Source organism: Mesorhizobium sp. M0615, assembly GCF_040320805.1.
Classification (GTDB): Bacteria; Pseudomonadota; Alphaproteobacteria; order Rhizobiales; family Rhizobiaceae; genus Mesorhizobium.
The window spans coordinates 144566-163642 of the sequence record NZ_JAMYQI010000005.1 but is presented as its reverse complement, the minus strand read 5'-3'; the positions used below and the strand labels follow the sequence as shown (position 1 = coordinate 163642).

Here is a 19077-nt window from a genome sequence, read left to right as displayed (position 1 = left end):
TAACTTTGCAGCATGATCGCGCAGCGCTGCTTCAAGCAGCGTTGACCAGCGCCATGCCCTCGAATTGGTGATAGCCGATTGCCGTTGCGAGCACGGTTTCGGGAATGCCTTCGAACGGCTTCTCGGCCGCGGCGTCGAATACGGGGTAGGCGGCCTTGCGGTCGACGGCCAGGGCGGCGAGGGCGACCGCGAATGGAAACTGCGCTTCCTTCATATGCCCGGTCAGCGTGGCGAAGCCGCGCGCCGATATCGCCGGATTGGCATCCAGCGCTGACTTTTCGGCTGACGTTGCGGTATGCGCCCCGGAGGCGCCCGACAGGGCCAGCAACTTGCCGTTCGGGAGAGCCGCCTGTTTGAGCAATGCCGCGATCTCGGCGTCAAGCTCGCCGCGCGAGCGCCGGGCGCGGCCTGAGACGACCGGTCCGAGCTCGGCATAGATTTTCCGCCCACGGCTTTGCGCGTGTTCGCGCTGCTCCAGCACCAGGAAGGCGCCACCGGAGCCGGAGACCAGGCCGCCGCCCTCGGCGCCCTGTCTCTGCCAGACCGGCTTCCATGGGCCGCGATGCAGATAACCGGCCAGCTCATAGCCGAGCAGCATGTCGGAATGTTCGGTCTGGAAGGCGCCGCCGACCAGTATGTGCGTCGACTGTCCGGAGCGGATGCGCGCGGCGGCGGTCTCGACGGCCGCGACGCCGGCACCTTCCTCGCCCATGAAGGTCCTCGACGACCCCGTCACCTTGTGGACGATGGAGATGTTGCCGGCGAGCAAATTGGAGAGCTGGGCCAGGAAAAGGGTCGGCCGCAATTCGGTGGTCAGTTTCTCGTTGAGCAGCACGTCGCGGTCGTTGCGGCTCTCGGACGCTGCGAGGATGGCGGCATCGACCGCCTCGTCCCGCTCTCCGCCGCCGGCGGCCACCACCATGTCCATCGTCGTGCAGAGATCGTCATTGCCCTTGATGCCGGCGTCATCCAGCGCCATGCCGGCGGCATAGGTGCCCAGCCTCTGCCAGGTTTCCATCTGCCGCTGGTCGCCGCGTTTGGCGATCTGCAAGTTCCAGTCGATCTCCGGCAGGGGATGCACGGTGTAGGGCGCAAAGCGCGCGGATTCGAGCACCGGCTGCAGGCCCGGCTGCGCCAGCTTCTGCCAGTGGGTATCCGGACCCTCTCCCAGCGAGGAGACAAGGCCGATACCGGTGATGACGACGTCGCGAGGGCTGCTCATGAGCGGCTTTGTGGGTCAGGCGGCGCAGCCCGTCAAGGCCGCGCGCCAGCCGATATCAGGCGGTCTTGGCGGCGACCAGCGCGTCGATCTTGGCGCACAGGTTCTTCATGACGAAGTAATCGTCGGTCGAAGCCTTGCCGTCATTGACTTCCTGGGTCCACTTTTCCAGCGGCACCTTGATGCCGAATTCCTTGTCGATGGCAAAGACGATATCGAGGAAATCGAGACTGTCGATGCCGAGATCGTCGATCGTGTGGCTCTCGGGAGTGATGGTGTCGATATCGATCTCGCTGGTGTCGGCAATGATCTTGGCGACTTTGTCGAACGTGGTGGACAAGGGCTCTTCCTTCGGTTGCGGGCGGAATCTGTCCGCATCTGGTTTGGGCGCTGTCTAATCGGTTTTTCCCGGCAGGAAAAGGCCTGATGCGCGGGGCGCAGATGGGATGGCCCTCCCGTGAAGACAAGAAGGGCCGCCCGACAAGCCGGTGGCCCTTCCAGTTGACGTTACGTCAGCTTAGTTTTCACGGAGCTTGACCACTGGCTCTCTCAGAACGTGACGCGGCCGAGCACGCGCAAGCCATCGCCCTGCGGCTCGACCACCACCGCTTCGCCCTCGCGCGGCGAGACGCCGGTCAGCGCGACGATGTTTTCGAGATGCGTGACCATGACCAGATTGTCGGAACCGGTGTAGGCGCGGATTTCCTTCATCACCGTGTCGAGCTGCGCGGCCTTCTCGGTCGGATCGCTCCTCAGGAGGTCTAGCGGCGCAAAGAGCTCCGGCTCCGCTTCGAAGGCGATGCGGGCAGTGTCGAGGCAGCGGCAATAGCGGCTGGACAGCACCCGCTCGATGGGGGCGGCGCGGGCGCCGAACAAGGCGCCGATCTTGCTCGCCTGCTGCTTGCCGCGCGCCGATAGGTTGACCTGGGTGGCGCAGTTGTCGATGACGAAATTGGCGGGGTCGGTGGTGCCGGTGACCAGTGCGTGGCGAAGCAGCACGACATGGCCGCCGTCACGCAGCAGCGCCCAGCCGGCGTCGGTCGCGTGGGCGACGGCGGGAACAGCAAGCAGGAACAGCGACAGCACAAATCGAATCATCGAAACCTTTCCGGGAGCCGGATGCCGCTCCGGTCATTCTGATATAGGGATCGGAAAGCCGGCACAAAGACAAGCGAAAGGCGAACCCTCGGTTCGCTTCACATTTTCGCCATTTGCTTCTTCGCCAGCTCGATCTTCTGATCGGTGAGCGGGATAGGGATGGTGTAGCCGGCTTCGGTGAAGCCCTGCTTGGCGTTCTCGAAGAATTCGATCGCCTTGAGATATTCCGGCTTGCCCGCGCCATAGCTGGCGCGGTTCCAGTGGACGTCGCCGATATTGTTCTGCTCGAAGGCCCACTGCAGCGGCTGACTTTCGCGCGTAAACACCTTCAGCGCCGCCGTGAACGCCGCTTCGGCGTCGTTGAGATATTTGTCGGTCCGCTGGAGATTGCCGAGGTTGAGCAGGCTCATACCGATGCCATTTTGAGCGTTGGCCCAGTCGACCGGCGCGGCCTCGATGGTGAGTATTTCGAGCGCGGCTCGCCGCGCCGCAATCGAATCCTGCAGGGTCTTGGCATCGCCATTGCCCATGCTCAACCAGTGCAGCGTCGAGCCAAGGCCGGCCTGGGCCATTGCCCATTGCCGCGGGTTCGTCTCGCGCTTGTACTCGCGCAACGCATTGCCGTAGGCGTCGACCGCCTCGCTGTAATGCTCGGGCTTGTCGGTGACGCCGCCGAGAAGCTGCAGCGTGTTGCCGAGATTGTAGTAGCTCATCGCCCAGTCCTGCGGGAACTTCCGCCTGACATAGACCTGCCGTGCCGCCTGGAAGGCTGCCGCCGACTGTTCCAGCTTGGCCGCATCACGCGTGCGCTGGCCCAGCGTCTGATAGATCGAGCCGAGATTGTTCTGGGCTGACGCCCAGTCCATCGGGAAGCGCTTGCGGGTAAACACCGTCAGAGCGTCGTCATAGGCAGCAGCAGCTTCTTCGAGCGTAGCCGTGCCCATATCGAAGCGGGCGATACCGCTCAGCGCATTGCCCAGGTTGAGGCGGCTGGTCGCCCAGGACACCGGGAAAGTCTCGCGGGTTCGCACTTCCAGCGCGGCGCGAAACGCGTCGGCCGCCTCGTTGATCTTCGCCTTGTCGTTGAGCTGGATGCCACGCGTTACAAGCGTGTTGCCGAGATTGTTCTCGACCATCGCCCATTCCACGGGTGCTTTCTCGCGTGTGTATTCCTCAAGCGCCAGCCGGTAGGCTGCTTCCGCCTGGGTGAGATGCTCGCCGGCAGGCTCACGCTCGGAGAGTGCATAGAGCGCGAGGCCTAGATTGTTCTGCGAACCGGCCCAGTCCAACGGCAGCTTGTCGCGCGGACGCTTCTCAAGGGTGGCGCGCGTCGCCGCCACCGCTTCATTGAGACGCTTCGGGTCGCTCTCGCGTTCGCCGATCTTCAGAAGCACGTTGGCCAGGTTGTTCTGCGCCGCGGCCCAGTTGCGGTCGTCCTTCTCGCGCTCGAAAACGGCAAGCGAACCGCGGAAGATCTGCGCTGCCTCTTCCAGATGCGCGGTCTCGGTTTCGCGTTCGCCGATGGTTTGCAGCACGACCGCCATGTTGTTGCGAGTGATTGCCCAATCGCGGCTCTGTTCGCCATTGGGAATGAAGTTCAAGATGACATGATAGGCCTCGATGGACTGTTGTAGCGCATCGAGGTCGCCGGTGGCGTAGCCATGAGCGTTCAACGCCTCGGCCTCCTGGTTCTTGTAGTTCCAGCGCAGCTTTTCGTCCCACTTCTCGACCAGCGAATACGCCTTGGCATAGTCGTTGGCGGCGGATTTGTAGTCGAAGACCAGCGCGGCGGCGTCGGCGCGTTTGGCATAGATGGCGGCGTCGGCGATGCGCTTTTGCCGGAGCAGGTCCTCGGCCTCATCCACCGCACCGCTGTTTTCCTCGATCCGGCCGACCGCGTCGTCGAGGAATTTGCGCGCCGTCACCATGGCGCCCTGGCCTATGGCCTTGTCGGCGGATGCGACCAGGCGACTGATCTCGGGATCGTCGGTGCGTAATGCGGCGCGCTCGGCCATCATCTTCTTCAGACGCTCGGCCTGGCTGTCCAGCACCTTCTGCAGGTCGTTGGGATCCTCAGGGATCTTTTCCGTGCCGAGCGCCTTGAGCACGCCGTAGAGCGCGTCAAGGGGCACGCCGTCCTGGAGAGAAGCCAACTCCACCTGAGCCCGTTTGGGATCGGGCAGGTCGGAAATGGTCAGCAGCAATTGCCGCCGCTCACCGGTGATCAGCCCGTCGTCGCCGGTCGGTTCCGGCGGCGCGACGCCGAAATAGAGCAGGCGACGCAGACTCTCGCTGACCCAGGGGCGCTGCTTTGCCTTGGTGTCGAGATAGACCTCCTCGGTGACCATGCGCATGACCGAGCCGAATTCCGTGCCTTTCATCGCGGTGAGGTGGCGCAGCAGGGCGGCGGCGTAGGGGCTGTTTTCGCCGGCTGCGCCATCAAGTGCGGGTCGGCCCGGCTCGGCGGCGAAGCCGACCACGGTTCCCAGGCTCGCATCGGCGGCTGGTGCATTGCCGAGGGCCTTGGCGCCGCGCACCGGTTCCAGCCCGCCGGCGCCGACAGGCTCGGCGGAAGCCGTCGGCCCCCGGCGCACCACGGCATCCGGCGGAAACGGGTTGGTGCGGCAGGCGTCAAGCAGCACGATCGTCACCGGCACGGTCTTTTTCAGCTCGTCCATGACGGCTGAAATCGGCACCAGCGCCTCACCGGCATTTTTCAACGACGAGACGTCGGCATCGACCGGCACCAGATAATTCTCGCCGCCCGCCTCGATGCCGTGGCCGGAATAATAGATGAAGGCGACGTCGGCGCCTTCGGCATCCTCGACGAAGCGATCGAGATCGCGCTTCAGTTTGGCGGCATCGCGATCGGTGACGTTGCGGGCATCGAAGCCGAGGTCGGTAAGCATCTTGGCCATGTCGCGGGCGTCGTTGGCCGGGTTGGCAAGGGCTGCGATGTGCTCGTATTTCGACTGGCCGATGATCAGCGCCACGCCCTTGAGACTTTTGGTCTCGGCGGCCTGGGCCTCAGATACGCCAAGGCAAAGCAGTATAGCGACGAAACCCGCCAGCCACCCCTGTCTGACCAGCCACACTTGTCTGACCAGCCACTCCTGTCTGACCAGCCACTCCCGTCTGAAATGACGCTGTTTCGGCGTCGCAACCATTCGCTGTGTGTCCGCCCTGACGATCCCAAGCCTGTATAGCGCTGCCACCCGACCATGATCAAATTCAGGCGCCGGGCGGATCGAGGATCAGTTTCTGAAGATCATGGCGATTGCGCTGGAATCCGGGCTCGCCTATCCCTGAAAAATGTCTCCGCTCACCGAAACCGTTCTTTTCGTCTTCAGCCTCGTCGCGCTCGGCTATGTCACCGGGCTCACCGGCTATCTGAAACCGGCCAGCGGGGACGGCATCTCCGAATTCGCCATCAACGTCGCGATGCCGCTGCTGCTGTTTCGGACGATGGTGAATTCGGATTTCCACGGCGTGGCGCCCTGGTCGCTGTGGGGTGCTTATTTCGCGGCGGTTGCAATGACATGGGCCGCCGGCCATCTGGTGACGACACGGATCTTTGGGCGGGACGCGCGCACCGGCATCGTCGGTGGAGTGTCGTCATCCTTCTCGAATGTGGTGTTGCTGGGCATTCCCTTCGTTCTCGGCGTATTCGGGTCCAGCGGATTCGAAGTGCTGTCGCTGCTCGTTTCCGTGCATCTGCCGACCATGATGATGGCTTCGATCATCATGTTCGAGATATTTGGCCGCGGCGGCAGCGAGCCCGTACACCCGCTGCGCATCATCCAGAGCTTTCTGAGAAGACTGTTCACCAATCCGTTGATCATCGGCATCCTGGCCGGGCTGGCATGGCGCCTCACCGGCGCGCCGCTGCCGAACCTTGCCATGCGACTGGCCGATGCGCTGGCTAACACCGCCGGGCCGGTGGCGCTGTTCGCCATGGGGCTCAGCCTGCGCCGTTTCGGCATTTCCGGTAACATCCGACCGGCGCTGGCGCTGTCGACGCTGAAACTGTTCCTGATGCCGGCGCTGGTGCTCGGCCTGGTCTGGCTGTTTGGCCTGCCGCCCTTGACGGCCAAAGTGGCGGTCGTGGTGGCGGCGCTGCCGTCCGGCATCAATTCCTATCTCATCGCCGTGCAGTTCAACACCGGCCAGGCGCTGGCGTCGAACCAGATGACCATCGCCACGGCAAGCGCGGTTGTTACAACCGCCTTTTGGCTGACGGTGGTGGTGCATGTCTTTGGGTAGGCTTGGTCTTCTGTAAGGCTGGTCTTTGGCAAGGCTGGTCTTTGGCAAGGCTGCGGCCCAAACTAATTTACATGTGAATTTCTCTGGCGTTGGGCTGGCCCAAAGCCTATATGCCATCTTGCAATTGCTTGCCGGGCTTGCCCTAGGTAAAGAGCAGTGGCTTCAGCGTGTCGGCTCCGCCGCCATTGTGCACGCTCGTTCAAGAGATCCAGGAAACCGGCCCGTCAATGCGCCGAACGGAGGCTAGACCATGCTGCAGAAAACCAGCCATTTCATGCGCCAGGCCAATCTCATCAATGGCGAATGGGTGCAGGCCGACAGCGGCCAAACGGTCGACGTCAACAACCCGGCCACCGGTCTCAAGATCGGCACCGTGCCGAAGTCGGGCAAGGCGGAAACCCGCCGCGCCATCGAAGCCGCAAGCGAAGCCTTCAAGACCTGGCGCAAGACGACCGCGCTGGAGCGCTCGAAGCTGTTGCGCAAGCTGCATGACGCGATGATGGACAATCAGGATGTGCTGGCCGAACTGCTCACCATCGAGCAGGGCAAGTCGCTCGCCGAATCCAAGGGTGAGATCGGTTCGGCTGCCGCCTACATCATGTGGTTTGCCGAGGAAGGCCGCCGCACCTATGGCGATGTCGTGCCATCACCATGGGGCGATCGCCGCATCCTGGTGACCAAGGAGCCGGTCGGCGTCATTGCCGCCATCACGCCGTGGAATTTCCCCTCCTCCATGCTTGCCCGCAAGCTCGGCCCCGCGCTTGCCGCCGGCTGCACCGCCGTGGTCAAGCCGGCTTCGCAGACGCCGTATTCCGGCCTCGCATGGGGCGCGCTCGCCGAGGAAGTCGGCTTCCCCAAGGGCGTCATCAACATCCTGACGGGTGCTGCCGGCGAAATCGGCGACGAGATCTGCGCCAATCCGCTGGTGTCGAAGATCACCTTCACCGGCTCGACCGAGATCGGCAAGCTGCTGATCCAGAAGTCGTCCGTCACCGTCAAGAAGGTCTCGATGGAACTCGGCGGCAATGCGCCGTTCCTGGTCTTCGACGATGCCGACCTTGATCGCGCCGTCGCCGGCGCCATCACCGCCAAATACCGCAATTCCGGCCAGACCTGCGTGTGCACCAACCGCTTCCTGGTGCAGGCCGGCATCTACGACAAGTTTGTCGAGAAGCTGGCCGCTGCCAGCAATGCGCTGAAAGTTGGCTCGGGCCTGGAAGAGGGCGTGCAGCAGGGACCGCTGATCGACGTGAAGGCGGTCGAGAAGGTCGAGGAATTCATCGCCGACGCCACGTCGAAGGGTGGCAAGGTCGTTGCCGGCGGCAAGCGCCACGCGCTTGGCGGCTCATTCTTCCAGCCGACCGTCATCGCCGATGCGAAGCCTGACATGCGCTTCATGAAGGAAGAGATTTTTGGCCCGATCGCCCCGGTGTTCAAGTTCGAGACCGAGGAGGAAGCCATTGCGCTTGCCAACGACACCGAGTTCGGCCTTGCCGCCTATTTCTACACCGGCGACCTCGGCCGCGCCTTCCGGGTCATGGAAGGCCTGAAATACGGCATGGTCGGCGTCAATGAAGGCCTGATCACCACGCCGGAAGCGCCGTTCGGCGGCGTCAAGGAATCGGGCCTCGGCAAGGAAGGCGGACATCAGGGCATCGAGGATTATCTCGACACCAAATATGTCTGCATTGGCGGCCTCGGCCTCTAAATCATTGACGGGCAGGGCAGGGCAAGCCGCGGGCCGGCCCTTGCCAGACGACATTCAGCCGGACTGGAGCGGTTCAGCGTTTCACGGAAACGCCGAACCGCTCCAGTTCTTTGTTTTTTGCAATTCCGGACGGAAAACCGTTTCACACTTTTCCTGGAATTGCTCTAAGTCGATAGATCGACGAATTAGCATTTGGACATAGAAGATGAAGGACGGCGAAGTCTTCGGCACGACGCAGGCAGGCGAACCCGTTCGCCGTTTCACCATCCGGGGCGGCGGCGTCAGCGCCAACATCATCGGGCTCGGCGCAATCATCCAGGATCTGCGGCTCGCCGGTCACGACGCGCCGCTGGTGCTGGGCTACGACCGCTTCGAACCTTACGAGACCGACCGGGCCTTCTTCGGCGCGGTCGTCGGCCGTTACGCCAACCGCATCCGCGACGGCCGCTTCACCATTGCCGGCCAGCGCTACCAGACCGAGCGCAATTTCCTCGGCAAGCACACGCTGCATGGCGGCTCGGAGGGCTTCTTCCACCGGCCGTGGACGGTTTCGCTGCACGGCCGGGATTTTGTCACGCTGACCCTGCACGATCCCGAGGGCACGATGGGCTTTCCCGGCGCGCTCGACGTCACCTGCACCTACCGGCTGAAGATCCCCGGCACGCTCTCGATAGAATTGACCGCCACCTGCGAGGAGCCGACGCTGTGCAACCTGGCGCAGCATTCCTATTTCAATCTCGACGATGGCGGCACCGGTGACATTCTCGACCACCGGCTGATGCTGAATGCCGGCGCCTATACGCCTGTCGATGGCGAGATGATCCCGACCGGCGTCGTCAAACCTGTCGACGGCACGCCCTTCGACTTCCGCCAGGCGCGGCCGCTGCGCATGGAAACGGAAGGCGGGCAGCTTCCTTACGACGTCAATTTCTGCCTGGCGTCAGCCCGGGGCCCGCTTCACCAGGTGGCGTGGGCGCAAGGCGCCAATTCCGGCGTCGAGATGGAGGTCTGGACCACCGAGCCGGGCCTGCAGCTTTACACCGGCCAGTATGTCGCGCCGACCTCGGGCGGCCTGGACGGACGGCGCTACAAGGCGTTTTCCGGCTTTTGCCTGGAAGCGCAGACGTGGCCCGACGCGCCGAACCGGCCCTATTTCCCACAGGCCACGCTGTGGCCGGGCCAGATCTATCATCAGGTGACGGAATATCGTTTCAGGCTTCCCTAAGGTCTTAGCCCTCGAAAGCGGTTCTTAGAACCTCGAACGGCGCCAGCGCGCCTCGCACCTGCACGACAGCGGCGGCGACGCGATGCGCGCGCTGCACGGCATCCGCCGGGGCATGGCCGGCAAGCCGGGCGGCGAGATAGCCGCCATTGAAGGAATCGCCGGCGCCGGTGGTGTCGACCGGGGTGGCGACATGCTGGGCCGGAACCGGCTGCAGGGCTCCGCCAGCAGCGATCAGCGCGGGCTTCTCGCCATTCTTGACGACGACTTCGCCGACGAGTTTTCCGAACCGTTCGGCGGTCGGTTGCGGTGCCGAGTCGCCAAACAGCATCTGCTCGTCGGGAAAGGTCGGCAGCGCGATGTCGGTGACGGCAAGCGCGTCGAGGATCGCGGCTTGCGCCTCCTCGCGGCTCTGCCACAGGCGCGGCCGGTAGTTGGGGTCGAAGGCGACGAGCGAACCGGCAGCCCGCGCCTTGGCCACTTCTGCCAGCAACGTCTTGCGCGCGGCGGCATCCAGAATTGCCAAGGTGATTCCGGAAAAATACACAAGAGCCTGGTTTTCAAGGCTTTTTGCCAAGGCGGCCGGGTCCGAGGCAAGCCGCCTGGCCGCCGCGTCGCTGCGCCAATAGGTGAAGGCGCGTTCGGCGCCGGTCAAGGTGATGGCGTAGAGGCCGGGCCGCGCGCCTGGGATGACCGGGCTGGCGCCGATGTCGATGCCGTTTTCGGCGAAGAACGAAATCTGGCCCTGCGAGAAGGGATCGTCGCCGAAGGCCGAGACATAGGTCGCCGGCCGCTCGCCGCTCAGCGCATGCAGCGCCCACAACGTGTTGAACGTGTCGCCGGCAAAGCCCATGCGCCAGTTCGGCCCGGCCTGGCCGGACAGCTCGAGCATGCATTCACCGATCGAAGCGACGCCGTCTGCTGCCATGTATCTGTCTCCGGACCAGTTCGCTGCTGTAGCTTTTTGCGGCCGGCAGCGCCATGCTTGGCGGCGGCGGTTTTTTGCGCCAGAAGCGTTTTCCCACAGAAGCGGCGGGACGCGAATTGCTTCCCGAGACGTTATGTCCAGAAGAGGAACCGGTTTGGCATCGATATGGCGTTATCTTCTTGCGGGCGTTGGTCTGGCCGCCTTGCTGGCTGGCATATTGGCGATCGTCTATCTGACCGCGCCGCAGTCGGCGCCGGGCCCCGATGTTTCGCGCTCGAAGAAGACGGCGAACGGCTTGTTTGTCGCCAGCATTCAGCCGGAACGCGGCGTTATCCGGCAAGGCGAACTGCAATCCTGGTTGCTGACCCTGAAGACGGTCAAGGGCGATTCCGTGGAAGGTGCGGCGATCTCGGTGTCCGGCGGCATGCCGCAGCACAATCACGGCTTGCCGACCAGTCCGCAGGCGACCGATTATCTTGGCGAGGGGCGTTACCGCATCGAGGGGCTGAAATTCACCATGAGCGGCGTGTGGCAGTTGCGCTTCGCCATTTCGGCGGCGGCCGGTTCCGACACGGTCGTCTTCAACGTGGTGCTGTGAGCGGATGAACGGCCTGTTGCGCCTTCTGGCATTGGCGGCGGTCGTGCTCGTTGCCGGCTGCGGCAAACCGGATTTTTCCGATGCCGAGAAGAAGACCATCGCTTCGCTGGCGCTGAACACCTTGCCGGCGCTCAAACCCGACACCACCAACCGGTTCGCCGACGTGCCGGCCGCCGCCGCCTTGGGCTCCACTCTGTTCTTCGACCAGGGCATGAGCCGCGACGGAAACGTATCCTGCTCGACCTGCCACAAGATCGACCGGCAGTTCCAGGATGACCTGCCGCAATCCGTCGGTGTCGGCCGCACCAACAGGCGCTCGATGCCGCTGGCCGGCATCGCCCGCAATCCGTGGTTCTTCTGGGATGGACGGCGCGACAGCCTGTGGGCGCAGGCGCTGACGCCGCTGGAAAATCCGCTCGAGCAGGCGGGGAACCGCGCGGCCTTCGCGCATTACATCCAGAAGCGGTTCGGCGAGCGCTATGAGCGCATCTTCGGGCCACTGCCGGATCTTTCCGCCGTGCCGGCCAACGCCAGCCCGCTCGGCAATGAGGCCGAGCAGGCGGCATGGAAGGCAATGACCGCGGCCCAAATGGACGACGTCAACCGCGTCTTTTCCAACATCGGCAAGGCGATCGCCGCCTTCGAACGGTCGATCGAACCGGCACAGACGCGCTTTGACCGCTTTGCCATCGATCTTGCGTCAGGCGCCAAGCCGAAAGCCGACGATGCCTTTTCGCCGGAGGAGATGCTCGGGCTGAAACTGTTCATCGGCAAGGCCAATTGCGTCACCTGCCATAACGGCCCGCGCTTCACCGACAACGCTTTCCACAACACCGGCGTGCGGCCGGTCAGGGATTTGCCATTGGATCGCGGCCGTTTCGATGCGGTGGCCCAGGTTCAGGCCGACCCATTCAACTGCTTCGGCGCCTTCCGCGATGGCGACGCCGGCGCCTGCGGAGAACTGCGCTTCATCGTCAAGGCAGCACCCGAACTGATGCGTGCTTACAAGACGCCGTCGCTGCGGGGCGCGGCGACACGGCCGCCCTATATGCATGCCGGACAGTTCTCCACGCTGGAGGAGGTGGTGGCGCACTACGCGAAGGCGGAGGCGGCCGTTGAAGGCACCTCCGAAGTGCACCCGTTGCAACTGTCGGACCGCGAACGCGCGGCGCTGGTGGCGTTTTTGAAGACGCTGTCGGAGTGAGCTAGCGATCCTTCACCGTCTCCATGGCCACGAAGGTCGAGGTCTGCGCAACATGCGGCAGTGCCGAGATGCGCTCGCCGAGCACGCGGCGATAGGCGGCGATGTCGGTGGTACGGACTTTCAGGAGATAATCGAAGCTCGACGCCATCATGTGGCACTGCTCGATCTCCGGCACGGCCTGCACCGCACGGTTGAAAGCATCGAGCGCGGCCGAGCGCGTGTCCGACAGTTTGACCTGGACGAAGGCGACATGGCCTTCGCCCATGCGCTCGCGATCGATGATCGCCTGATAGCCCCTGATATAGCCGTCCTTCTCCAGGCGCTTCACCCGCGCCTGCACCGGCGTCTTCGACAGGCCGACCTTGCCGGCCAGTTCCGACATGGACAGCCGCCCGTCGCGCGCCAGCGCCGACAGGATGTTTTTGTCGATGCGGTCCAATTGGTCTTCTGTCACCGGTATCACAGTCCACCTGATAATAATTTAACCGCAATGATAGACCGATCGGCCTGCCATGTCGATTTCTTTGGACCGGCCGAAAATGCGGCTCTGTGCTAGCTTGCGCCATTCGGTCCGGCGACCGCCGGCCCGCTCCCAGATGCTTGCTCCGCAGGACCGCCATGCCGCTCGACACCATCCGCCAGCAGATCCGCGCCAACTACCTGCCCGACGAAGACGCGGCTGTGAAGCGCTTGGCTGCCGCGACAGAACTTTCGGCCGATGACCGCAAAGCCGTCTCGGCCCGTGCCGCGGATCTGGTGCGCGCGGTGCGCGGCTCGTCCGACCCGCGGCTGATGGAGGTTTTTCTCTCGGCCTACGGCCTCTCCACCAAGGAAGGAGTGGCGCTGATGTGCCTGGCCGAGGCACTGCTGCGCGTGCCTGACACCGAGACTATGGACGACCTGATCGCCGACAAGATCGCACCGCATGACTGGTCGGCGCATTCGGGCGGTTCGAGCTCGATCTTCGTCAACGCCTCGACCTGGGCGCTGATGCTGACCGGCCGTGTGCTCGACGAAGGCGAGGGCGGCATTGAAGGCACGCTGCGCTCGATGGTTCGCCGACTGGGCGAACCGGTGATCCGCAAGGCGGTCGCCGCCGCCATGCGCGAAATGGGCGAGCAGTTCGTGCTCGGCCGCACCATTGCGGAAGCCGTCAAGCGCGGCAAGTCGATGATCCAGAAAGGTTATCTCTATTCCTTCGACATGCTGGGCGAGGCGGCCCGCACCAAGGCCGACGCGCTGCGCTACCTCAAGGCCTATGCCGATGCGATCTCCTCGCTCGATTCAGGCTCCAACGGTCCCGATATCCGCCAGAACCACGGCATCTCGGTCAAACTGTCGGCGCTGCATCCGCGCTACGAAGAGGCACAGAAGGAAAAGATGCTGCCGGTGATGGCCGAGCGGCTGCTGTCGCTGGCGCTGGCCGCACGCCATTCGCGCATGGGCCTCAACATCGACGCCGAGGAGGCCGACCGGCTCGACCTGTCGCTCGACGTCATCGAGCGTGTGTTGTCCGAGCCGGAGCTTGCCGGCTGGAATGGCTTTGGCGTCGTCGTCCAGGCCTACGGCCCGCGCGCGGCCTTCACCATCGACTGGCTCTATGCGCTGGCGGAAAAGTACGACCGCAACATCATGGTGCGGCTGGTCAAGGGCGCCTATTGGGACACCGAGATCAAGCGGGCACAGACGCTCGGGCTTTCCGGCTACCCCGTCTTCACCCGCAAGGCCAACACCGATGTTTCCTACATGGCCTGCGCCAAAAAGTTGCTGTCGATGACCGACCGCATCTATCCGCAATTCGCCACGCACAATGCCCATACCGTCGCCGCCATCCTGTCGATGGCTGACAACCGTGACGCTTTCGAATTCCAGCGCCTGCACGGCATGGGCGAAGCGCTGCATGAGACGGTGCGCCGGGCCGAAGGCACGCGCTGCCGCATCTATGCGCCGGTCGGCGCGCACTCCGACCTCTTGGCCTATCTGGTTCGCCGCCTGCTGGAGAATGGCGCCAACTCCTCCTTCGTCCATCAGCTCACCGACGAGGACGTCGAGCCGGAGGATATTGCGCGCGATCCGCTCGAGACGGTCGAGAGCCAGGGCCCCGCCGCCAATCCGGCAATCGCTCGTCCTGCGACGATCTTCGGCGCTGGTCGGCGCAACTCGAAGGGGTTCGACATCACCGATCCGGTGACGCTGGCGGCGATCGACAAGGCCAAGGCGGCCTTTGCCGGGCCCGAGCGCTGGCATGCCAAGCCGATCACGCGCGCCGCCGGCTACGGCAAGCAGCGCCCGGTGGTCGATCCGGCAAAGCCTGCCGAGATCGTCGGCACGGTCGCCGAAGCCACCGTCAAGCAGGTCGCGACCGCGGTGCGCTTTGCTGTGGAAGCGCAGCCGGCCTGGGCGAAGCGTCCCGTTGCGGAGCGCGCCGCCATCCTCAACCGCGCAGCCGACCTCTATGAGGCCAATGCGGTCGAGTTTTTCGCGCTCGCCACCAGGGAAGCCGGCAAGTCGCTGGCCGACGGCGTGGCCGAAGTGCGCGAAGCCGTCGACTTCCTGCGCTACTACGCTGCCGAAGCGGCCAACAACGAAGCGGGCACCGAGGCGCGCGGCGCGATCGTGTGCATTTCGCCGTGGAATTTCCCGCTCGCCATCTTCACCGGCCAGATCGCGGCAGCGCTCGTCACCGGCAATTCGGTCATCGCCAAGCCGGCCGAACAGACGCCGCTGATCGCCTTCCGCGCCGTCGAGCTGCTGCGCGAGGCCGGCGTGCCGGAAGATGTGATCCAGCTTCTGCCGGGCGACGGCCCGTCGGTCGGCGGACCGCTGACCGCGCATCCGCGCATTGCCGGCGTCTGCTTCACCGGCTCGACCGAGGTTGCAAAGCTGATCGAGAAGCAACTGGCCGAGACGGCCGCGCCCGACGCCATGCTGATCGCGGAGACCGGCGGTCTCAATGCCATGATCGTCGATTCCACAGCACTGCCCGAACAGGCGGTGCGCGACATCCTGGCGTCCGCCTTCCAGAGTGCGGGTCAGCGCTGTTCGGCGCTGCGCGTGCTCTACGTGCAGAAGGATGTCGAGAAGAAGATGCTGGATATGCTGAAGGGCGCCATGGAAGCGCTCACCATCGGCGATCCCTGGCAGATTTCGACCGATGTCGGGCCGGTCATCGATGACGAGGCGCAGGAATCGATCCGCGAGTATTGCACCAAGATGGGGCTTCAGGGCCGGTTGATTGCCAAGCTCGAAGCACCGAAGGACGGCCGCTTCGTTGCGCCGCATGTGTTCCGGGTCAAAGGCATCGAGGAGATGGAGCGCGAAGTGTTCGGCCCGGTGCTGCATGTCGCCAGCTTCGACGCCGACGGGATCGACGCCGTCATCGCCGCCATCAACCGCAAGGGCTATGGCCTGACCTTCGGCCTGCACACCCGCATAGAAGGCCGCGTCCAGCATTTCGTCGACGGCATCCACGCCGGCAACATCTATGTCAACCGCAACCAGATCGGCGCGGTCGTCGGTTCGCAGCCCTTTGGGGGCGAGGGGCTTTCGGGCACCGGGCCGAAGGCCGGCGGGCCGCATTATCTCCGGCGGTTCCGCAAGGGGCCGGAGGCGGGCACGGAGATTGCCGAGGGCCACAAGGTGACTGCGACCGAACTCGCCGACAATCTGCCCGATCCGACGCTTGGCGGCTGGTCGACGAGGCCGGACCGCATCGCCATTTTGAGAAAGCATTTGCGCGGCAAGGGCGCTGCAGCGATCGGCGCTGCAGCCGCCATCGATTTCGGCCAGGTCGACCTGCCCGGACCGACCGGCGAGGCCAACACGCTGTCGCTGTCGCCGCGTGGCCGGGTGCTGTGCCTCGGTCCGGACGCCGACACGCTGCTTGCCCAGACGATCCAGGCGCTGGCCGCCGGCAATGCGGTGCTGGCCGTGGCGCCGGGCGCGCCGGCAGCACTGTCGGCGCTGACCGGCAAGGGGTTGCCGCTGGCGGCCATAGACGGTCGGTCAGACCCAGTCGAAGCGCGTTCGCTGCGCGTCGATGTCGTCGCCTTCTCGGGCAGGCCCGAGGCGGCGCGGATCGTGCGCAAGGTCATTGCCGACCGCAGCGGGCCGATCGTGCCGCTGGTCAGCGAGGTGCTCAACCCGGCGGCCTATGCGCATGAACGCGCTGTCTGCGTCGACACCACGGCTGCCGGCGGCAATGCCAGCCTGCTCGCGGCGGCCTAGGGGGCTTTTCGCGGCTCGCTTGCCTGCGTCGGGTTGCAAGGGTATGCGCAAGGGACAGAGAGCAACTCGAGCGGGGCAGCGGAACAGATGGAAGACACGTCCCGGCCGTTTGAGCTGCCGCGGGTGGCGGTGGTCATCACCTGCTTCAACTATCGGCCGTACGTCGAACAGGCGATCCGCTCGGTGCTTGCGCAGACCTACCGGAATTGGGAATGCGTCATCGTCGACGATGCCTCGACGGACGGCTCGGCCGACCAAGTCCGCCAGCTCCTAAGGGATATAGACGACCCGCGCCTGCGCCTGATGGCGCGCACGGAGAATGGCGGGCAGATCGCCGGATTCCGCGACGGCTTTGCCGCAACCGACGCGCCTTTCGTCGCGTTTCTGGATTCCGATGACGTGTGGCTGCCGGATTTTCTCCTGGCGCATCTGTCCGCCCACCTCAACACGACGCATTCGGCCGCACTGTCGAGTTCCGATGTGTTCCTTGTCGATGGCGGCGGCACCTTGCTGGGCGGCACCTTCCTTGCCTTGCGCAAACCGCGGTCCGGACCGGATCGGAGTGGCGTCGCCATCGCGCCCGGTGGCCGGCTTGCCGGCATGGCGCCTGGGATCGCCTATGCATCGGAGCATCCGGTAACCTATTTCGCACCTGCGGTGACGGGCTGGCTGTGGTCGCCATGCTCGGCGATCATGTACCGGCGTGGCGCGCTGGAACCGGTATTGTCCTTCCCGTTCAAGGCCAAGGTCGGGACCGATTATCTGACGGCGACACTCGCGCACCAGGCCGGCGGCAGCCTCATCCTGTCAGAAGGTCTCGGCCTCTATCGCCTGCATGGCTCCAACCTGTCCACCGGAACTGCCTTTGCCGGCGGCAATGTGCGGCAAACGCCTGCATACAGGAGCTACAGGAGCGTGTTGGCGGCGGATGCCGCAGACTATTTGCTGGCGAATTCTGCCTGGCTCAGCGATCTCAACGGGCGCAATTTCATACCTGCATTCCTGACGCAGCATGTGCGCCAGTTCCCGGAGCTGGCCGGTGATCCGCGGTTGGCGCGCTACCTGACACGCGGACAGCCCTGGCGGCGGCTGCGCCTGCACATTGCCCAGCGGCTTCGGCGACTGGGCGGCCGGAATTCAACCGGAACATGAGGGCATCTGCCCGTCGTCAGATCTCGTCGACGGGTGAAATCTCAATCAGGCCCCTTCGACGACCGAAAAGCCTTCGAACTGCGGATTGCCGAGATAATGCACCTTCGAGGTGCCGGTGTTGCGGTGGGCGGCGCGAAAATTCTCGGATTTGGTCCAGGCGACGAAATCCTCATGGCTTGCCCACACCGTGTGCGAGGCAAACAGCGTGTAACCCTCGGCCTCGTTGACCGGGCCGCGCAGCAAGTGGAACTCTCTGAAGCCTTTCATTTCCGAAAGGCTGGAATCGCGGTTCTTCCAGACATCCTCGAAGGCGGTCTCGGAGCCGTTCTGGACCTTGAAGCGGTTCATGGCGATGTACATTGGGCTTCCTCTTGAATTGGTGGACGATGACATTTGGCGAAGGTCTGCGAGCTGGTTAAAACGGACCGATCCGCGCCCTGAACACCCAACTTGATAATCCGATCTCGGGTGGAATGGGCGGGAACGGGGCTTGCTGGCGCACCAGTTTCAAAGCGAATTGGTCTAGTTCGGCAGACCCTGAACTTTCGACAAGCTGCAAGTCGCTGACGCTGCCGTCAGCCATGACGACGAAATAGACCCTGGCATTGTTGCGAGCCTTAGCTTGAATTTCCTTCGAAACGCGCCGGTTAGCGCGGGCAAGCTTCTTTTGAATTTCACCGCCGTAACGAGATTCCATCGCATTGCCAGCCGCGTCCTGGTTTTTACCCTTGCTGGCAACCGCCGGTGCGTCGCGTTCTTCGCCATCTGCCGCACCGCGGGTATCTCCAGATCCGGCTGGAGGGGTCGGCCGCGGGCTCGGGACTGGTGGTTTGGCAGCAGGCAAATCAACGGCGGGCTCGTCGGCGGGCGGTGCCTCTGAACTTTGCGTTTGAACCCCTGGCGGAGTCGACGTCTCAGCGCTTGGGGCGACAGTTTGATCATTCGGGATGGCGGCCGTCAGTGTATCTGGCGCGGCGGTCGCCTGTTCGGCGGCTTCCGGCGCAGGCTTGGGCGCCGCCGGCTCCTTTACCGGTTGAGGCGCCTCGGTCGGCGGCACGGGTCGAACGGCCTCGGGCTTGGCCGGCTGCGGATCGGTTACCAGGGTAACATCGACCGCGTCGGGAGCCTGGCTGTCCAAGGCGCTGCCGACCACCTCGGCGCCCGATTGGTCGGTGCCTTCGGATTGTATCGCGTTACTGGAATCGAATGTCCCTGCGGGTCCGATGAAGAACGCCGCTGCGGCAGCGGCATGGAGCAGGCAGGACGCGACGATCGCCACAGTCCATTTGCGGTCCGCGGCTGCCGGCTGTGCGAGCTCGTCCATCGTAATCGCCGGTTCGTTGCCGGCGTCGGGGAGGGGGGTGATGTCCTGCATGGTTCGCGGCGAGACCTGCCGCGAGCGGGGTGGGATTGTCAAATCAAGATCGGTTGCCGGCCATGACGGCGGAGCTGCGACGG

Annotated in this window: 15 protein-coding genes; 7 read left to right on the top strand and 8 right to left on the bottom strand. The window is 64.3% G+C overall.

Annotated features, from left to right (window positions below; all coding sequences use genetic code 11):
• Positions 1 to 31: 31 nt before the first annotated feature.
• The 4 genes from NKI46_RS10345 to NKI46_RS10330 all read right to left on the bottom strand — a co-directional run bounded on the left by NKI46_RS10345 (position 32) and on the right by NKI46_RS10330 (position 5484).
• Entirely contained in the window at positions 32 to 1222 is a 1191-nt protein-coding gene (locus tag NKI46_RS10345) for a beta-ketoacyl-ACP synthase (RefSeq protein ID WP_023681743.1), read from the bottom strand.
• A 55-nt stretch (positions 1223 to 1277) separates the two neighbouring features.
• Complete coding sequence (locus NKI46_RS10340) at positions 1278 to 1559, bottom strand: acyl carrier protein (RefSeq protein WP_010909964.1); 282 nt, start codon at positions 1557 to 1559, stop codon at positions 1278 to 1280.
• Between the two features lie 209 nt (positions 1560 to 1768).
• Positions 1769 to 2317, bottom strand: a complete 549-nt coding sequence (locus NKI46_RS10335; RefSeq protein ID WP_352746038.1) for a histidine phosphatase family protein — start codon at positions 2315 to 2317, stop codon at positions 1769 to 1771.
• A 98-nt stretch (positions 2318 to 2415) separates the two neighbouring features.
• A complete protein-coding gene (locus NKI46_RS10330; protein WP_023739074.1) occupies positions 2416 to 5484 on the bottom strand; it encodes a caspase family protein in 3069 nt (1022 codons plus the stop codon).
• Between the two features lie 145 nt (positions 5485 to 5629).
• Here NKI46_RS10330 and NKI46_RS10325 point away from each other — a divergent pair, with 145 nt between their 5' ends.
• The 3 genes from NKI46_RS10325 to NKI46_RS10315 all read left to right on the top strand — a co-directional run bounded on the left by NKI46_RS10325 (position 5630) and on the right by NKI46_RS10315 (position 9513).
• Positions 5630 to 6580: an AEC family transporter gene (locus tag NKI46_RS10325; RefSeq protein ID WP_023681741.1), complete on the top strand. Its 951-nt coding sequence runs from the start codon at positions 5630 to 5632 to the stop codon at positions 6578 to 6580.
• A 250-nt stretch (positions 6581 to 6830) separates the two neighbouring features.
• The gene (locus NKI46_RS10320; protein ID WP_023670445.1) at positions 6831 to 8288 is read left to right on the top strand and encodes an NAD-dependent succinate-semialdehyde dehydrogenase; all 1458 of its coding nucleotides are present in this window, start codon (positions 6831 to 6833) and stop codon (positions 8286 to 8288) included.
• A 205-nt stretch (positions 8289 to 8493) separates the two neighbouring features.
• Positions 8494 to 9513, top strand: coding sequence for an aldose epimerase family protein (locus tag NKI46_RS10315; protein WP_023739073.1), 1020 nt, complete (start codon positions 8494 to 8496; stop codon positions 9511 to 9513).
• 4 nt (positions 9514 to 9517) lie between these two features.
• Here the strand turns inward: NKI46_RS10315 and NKI46_RS10310 are convergent, their stop codons facing one another.
• On the bottom strand, positions 9518 to 10438 hold the full coding sequence (locus tag NKI46_RS10310) for a sugar kinase (protein ID WP_352746034.1): 921 nt from the start codon (positions 10436 to 10438) through the stop codon (positions 9518 to 9520).
• Positions 10439 to 10592: 154 nt separating this feature from the next.
• On the opposite strand from NKI46_RS10310, the gene NKI46_RS10305 reads away from it, so the two are divergent.
• Together NKI46_RS10305 and NKI46_RS10300 are read left to right on the top strand one after the other, a co-directional pair.
• Positions 10593 to 11036 carry a FixH family protein gene (locus tag NKI46_RS10305; RefSeq protein WP_023739071.1) on the top strand — a complete coding sequence of 148 codons (444 nt, stop codon included), beginning with the start codon at positions 10593 to 10595 and terminating at the stop codon, positions 11034 to 11036.
• Positions 11037 to 11040: 4 nt separating this feature from the next.
• Positions 11041 to 12240 (top strand): cytochrome-c peroxidase, encoded by a 1200-nt coding sequence (locus NKI46_RS10300; RefSeq protein ID WP_023739070.1) that lies wholly within the window; start codon positions 11041 to 11043, stop codon positions 12238 to 12240.
• Position 12241: 1 nt separating this feature from the next.
• On the opposite strand, the gene NKI46_RS10295 is transcribed toward NKI46_RS10300, so the two are convergent.
• Positions 12242 to 12694, bottom strand: a complete 453-nt coding sequence (locus NKI46_RS10295; RefSeq protein ID WP_023739069.1) for an Lrp/AsnC family transcriptional regulator — start codon at positions 12692 to 12694, stop codon at positions 12242 to 12244.
• A 164-nt stretch (positions 12695 to 12858) separates the two neighbouring features.
• Between NKI46_RS10295 and putA the strand changes: the two genes are divergently transcribed.
• Together putA and NKI46_RS10285 are read left to right on the top strand one after the other, a co-directional pair.
• The gene (gene putA, locus NKI46_RS10290; protein ID WP_352746029.1) at positions 12859 to 16467 is read left to right on the top strand and encodes a bifunctional proline dehydrogenase/L-glutamate gamma-semialdehyde dehydrogenase PutA; all 3609 of its coding nucleotides are present in this window, start codon (positions 12859 to 12861) and stop codon (positions 16465 to 16467) included.
• Between the two features lie 87 nt (positions 16468 to 16554).
• Positions 16555 to 17619: a glycosyltransferase gene (locus NKI46_RS10285; RefSeq protein ID WP_023681735.1), complete on the top strand. Its 1065-nt coding sequence runs from the start codon at positions 16555 to 16557 to the stop codon at positions 17617 to 17619.
• A 45-nt stretch (positions 17620 to 17664) separates the two neighbouring features.
• On the opposite strand, the gene hmuQ is transcribed toward NKI46_RS10285, so the two are convergent.
• Both hmuQ and NKI46_RS10275 read right to left on the bottom strand, forming a co-directional pair.
• Positions 17665 to 17979 (bottom strand): heme-degrading protein HmuQ, encoded by a 315-nt coding sequence (gene hmuQ, locus NKI46_RS10280; protein ID WP_023739067.1) that lies wholly within the window; start codon positions 17977 to 17979, stop codon positions 17665 to 17667.
• A gap of 55 nt (positions 17980 to 18034) precedes the next feature.
• Positions 18035 to 18994 (bottom strand): energy transducer TonB family protein, encoded by a 960-nt coding sequence (locus NKI46_RS10275; protein WP_023681733.1) that lies wholly within the window; start codon positions 18992 to 18994, stop codon positions 18035 to 18037.
• Positions 18995 to 19077: the final 83 nt, after the last annotated feature.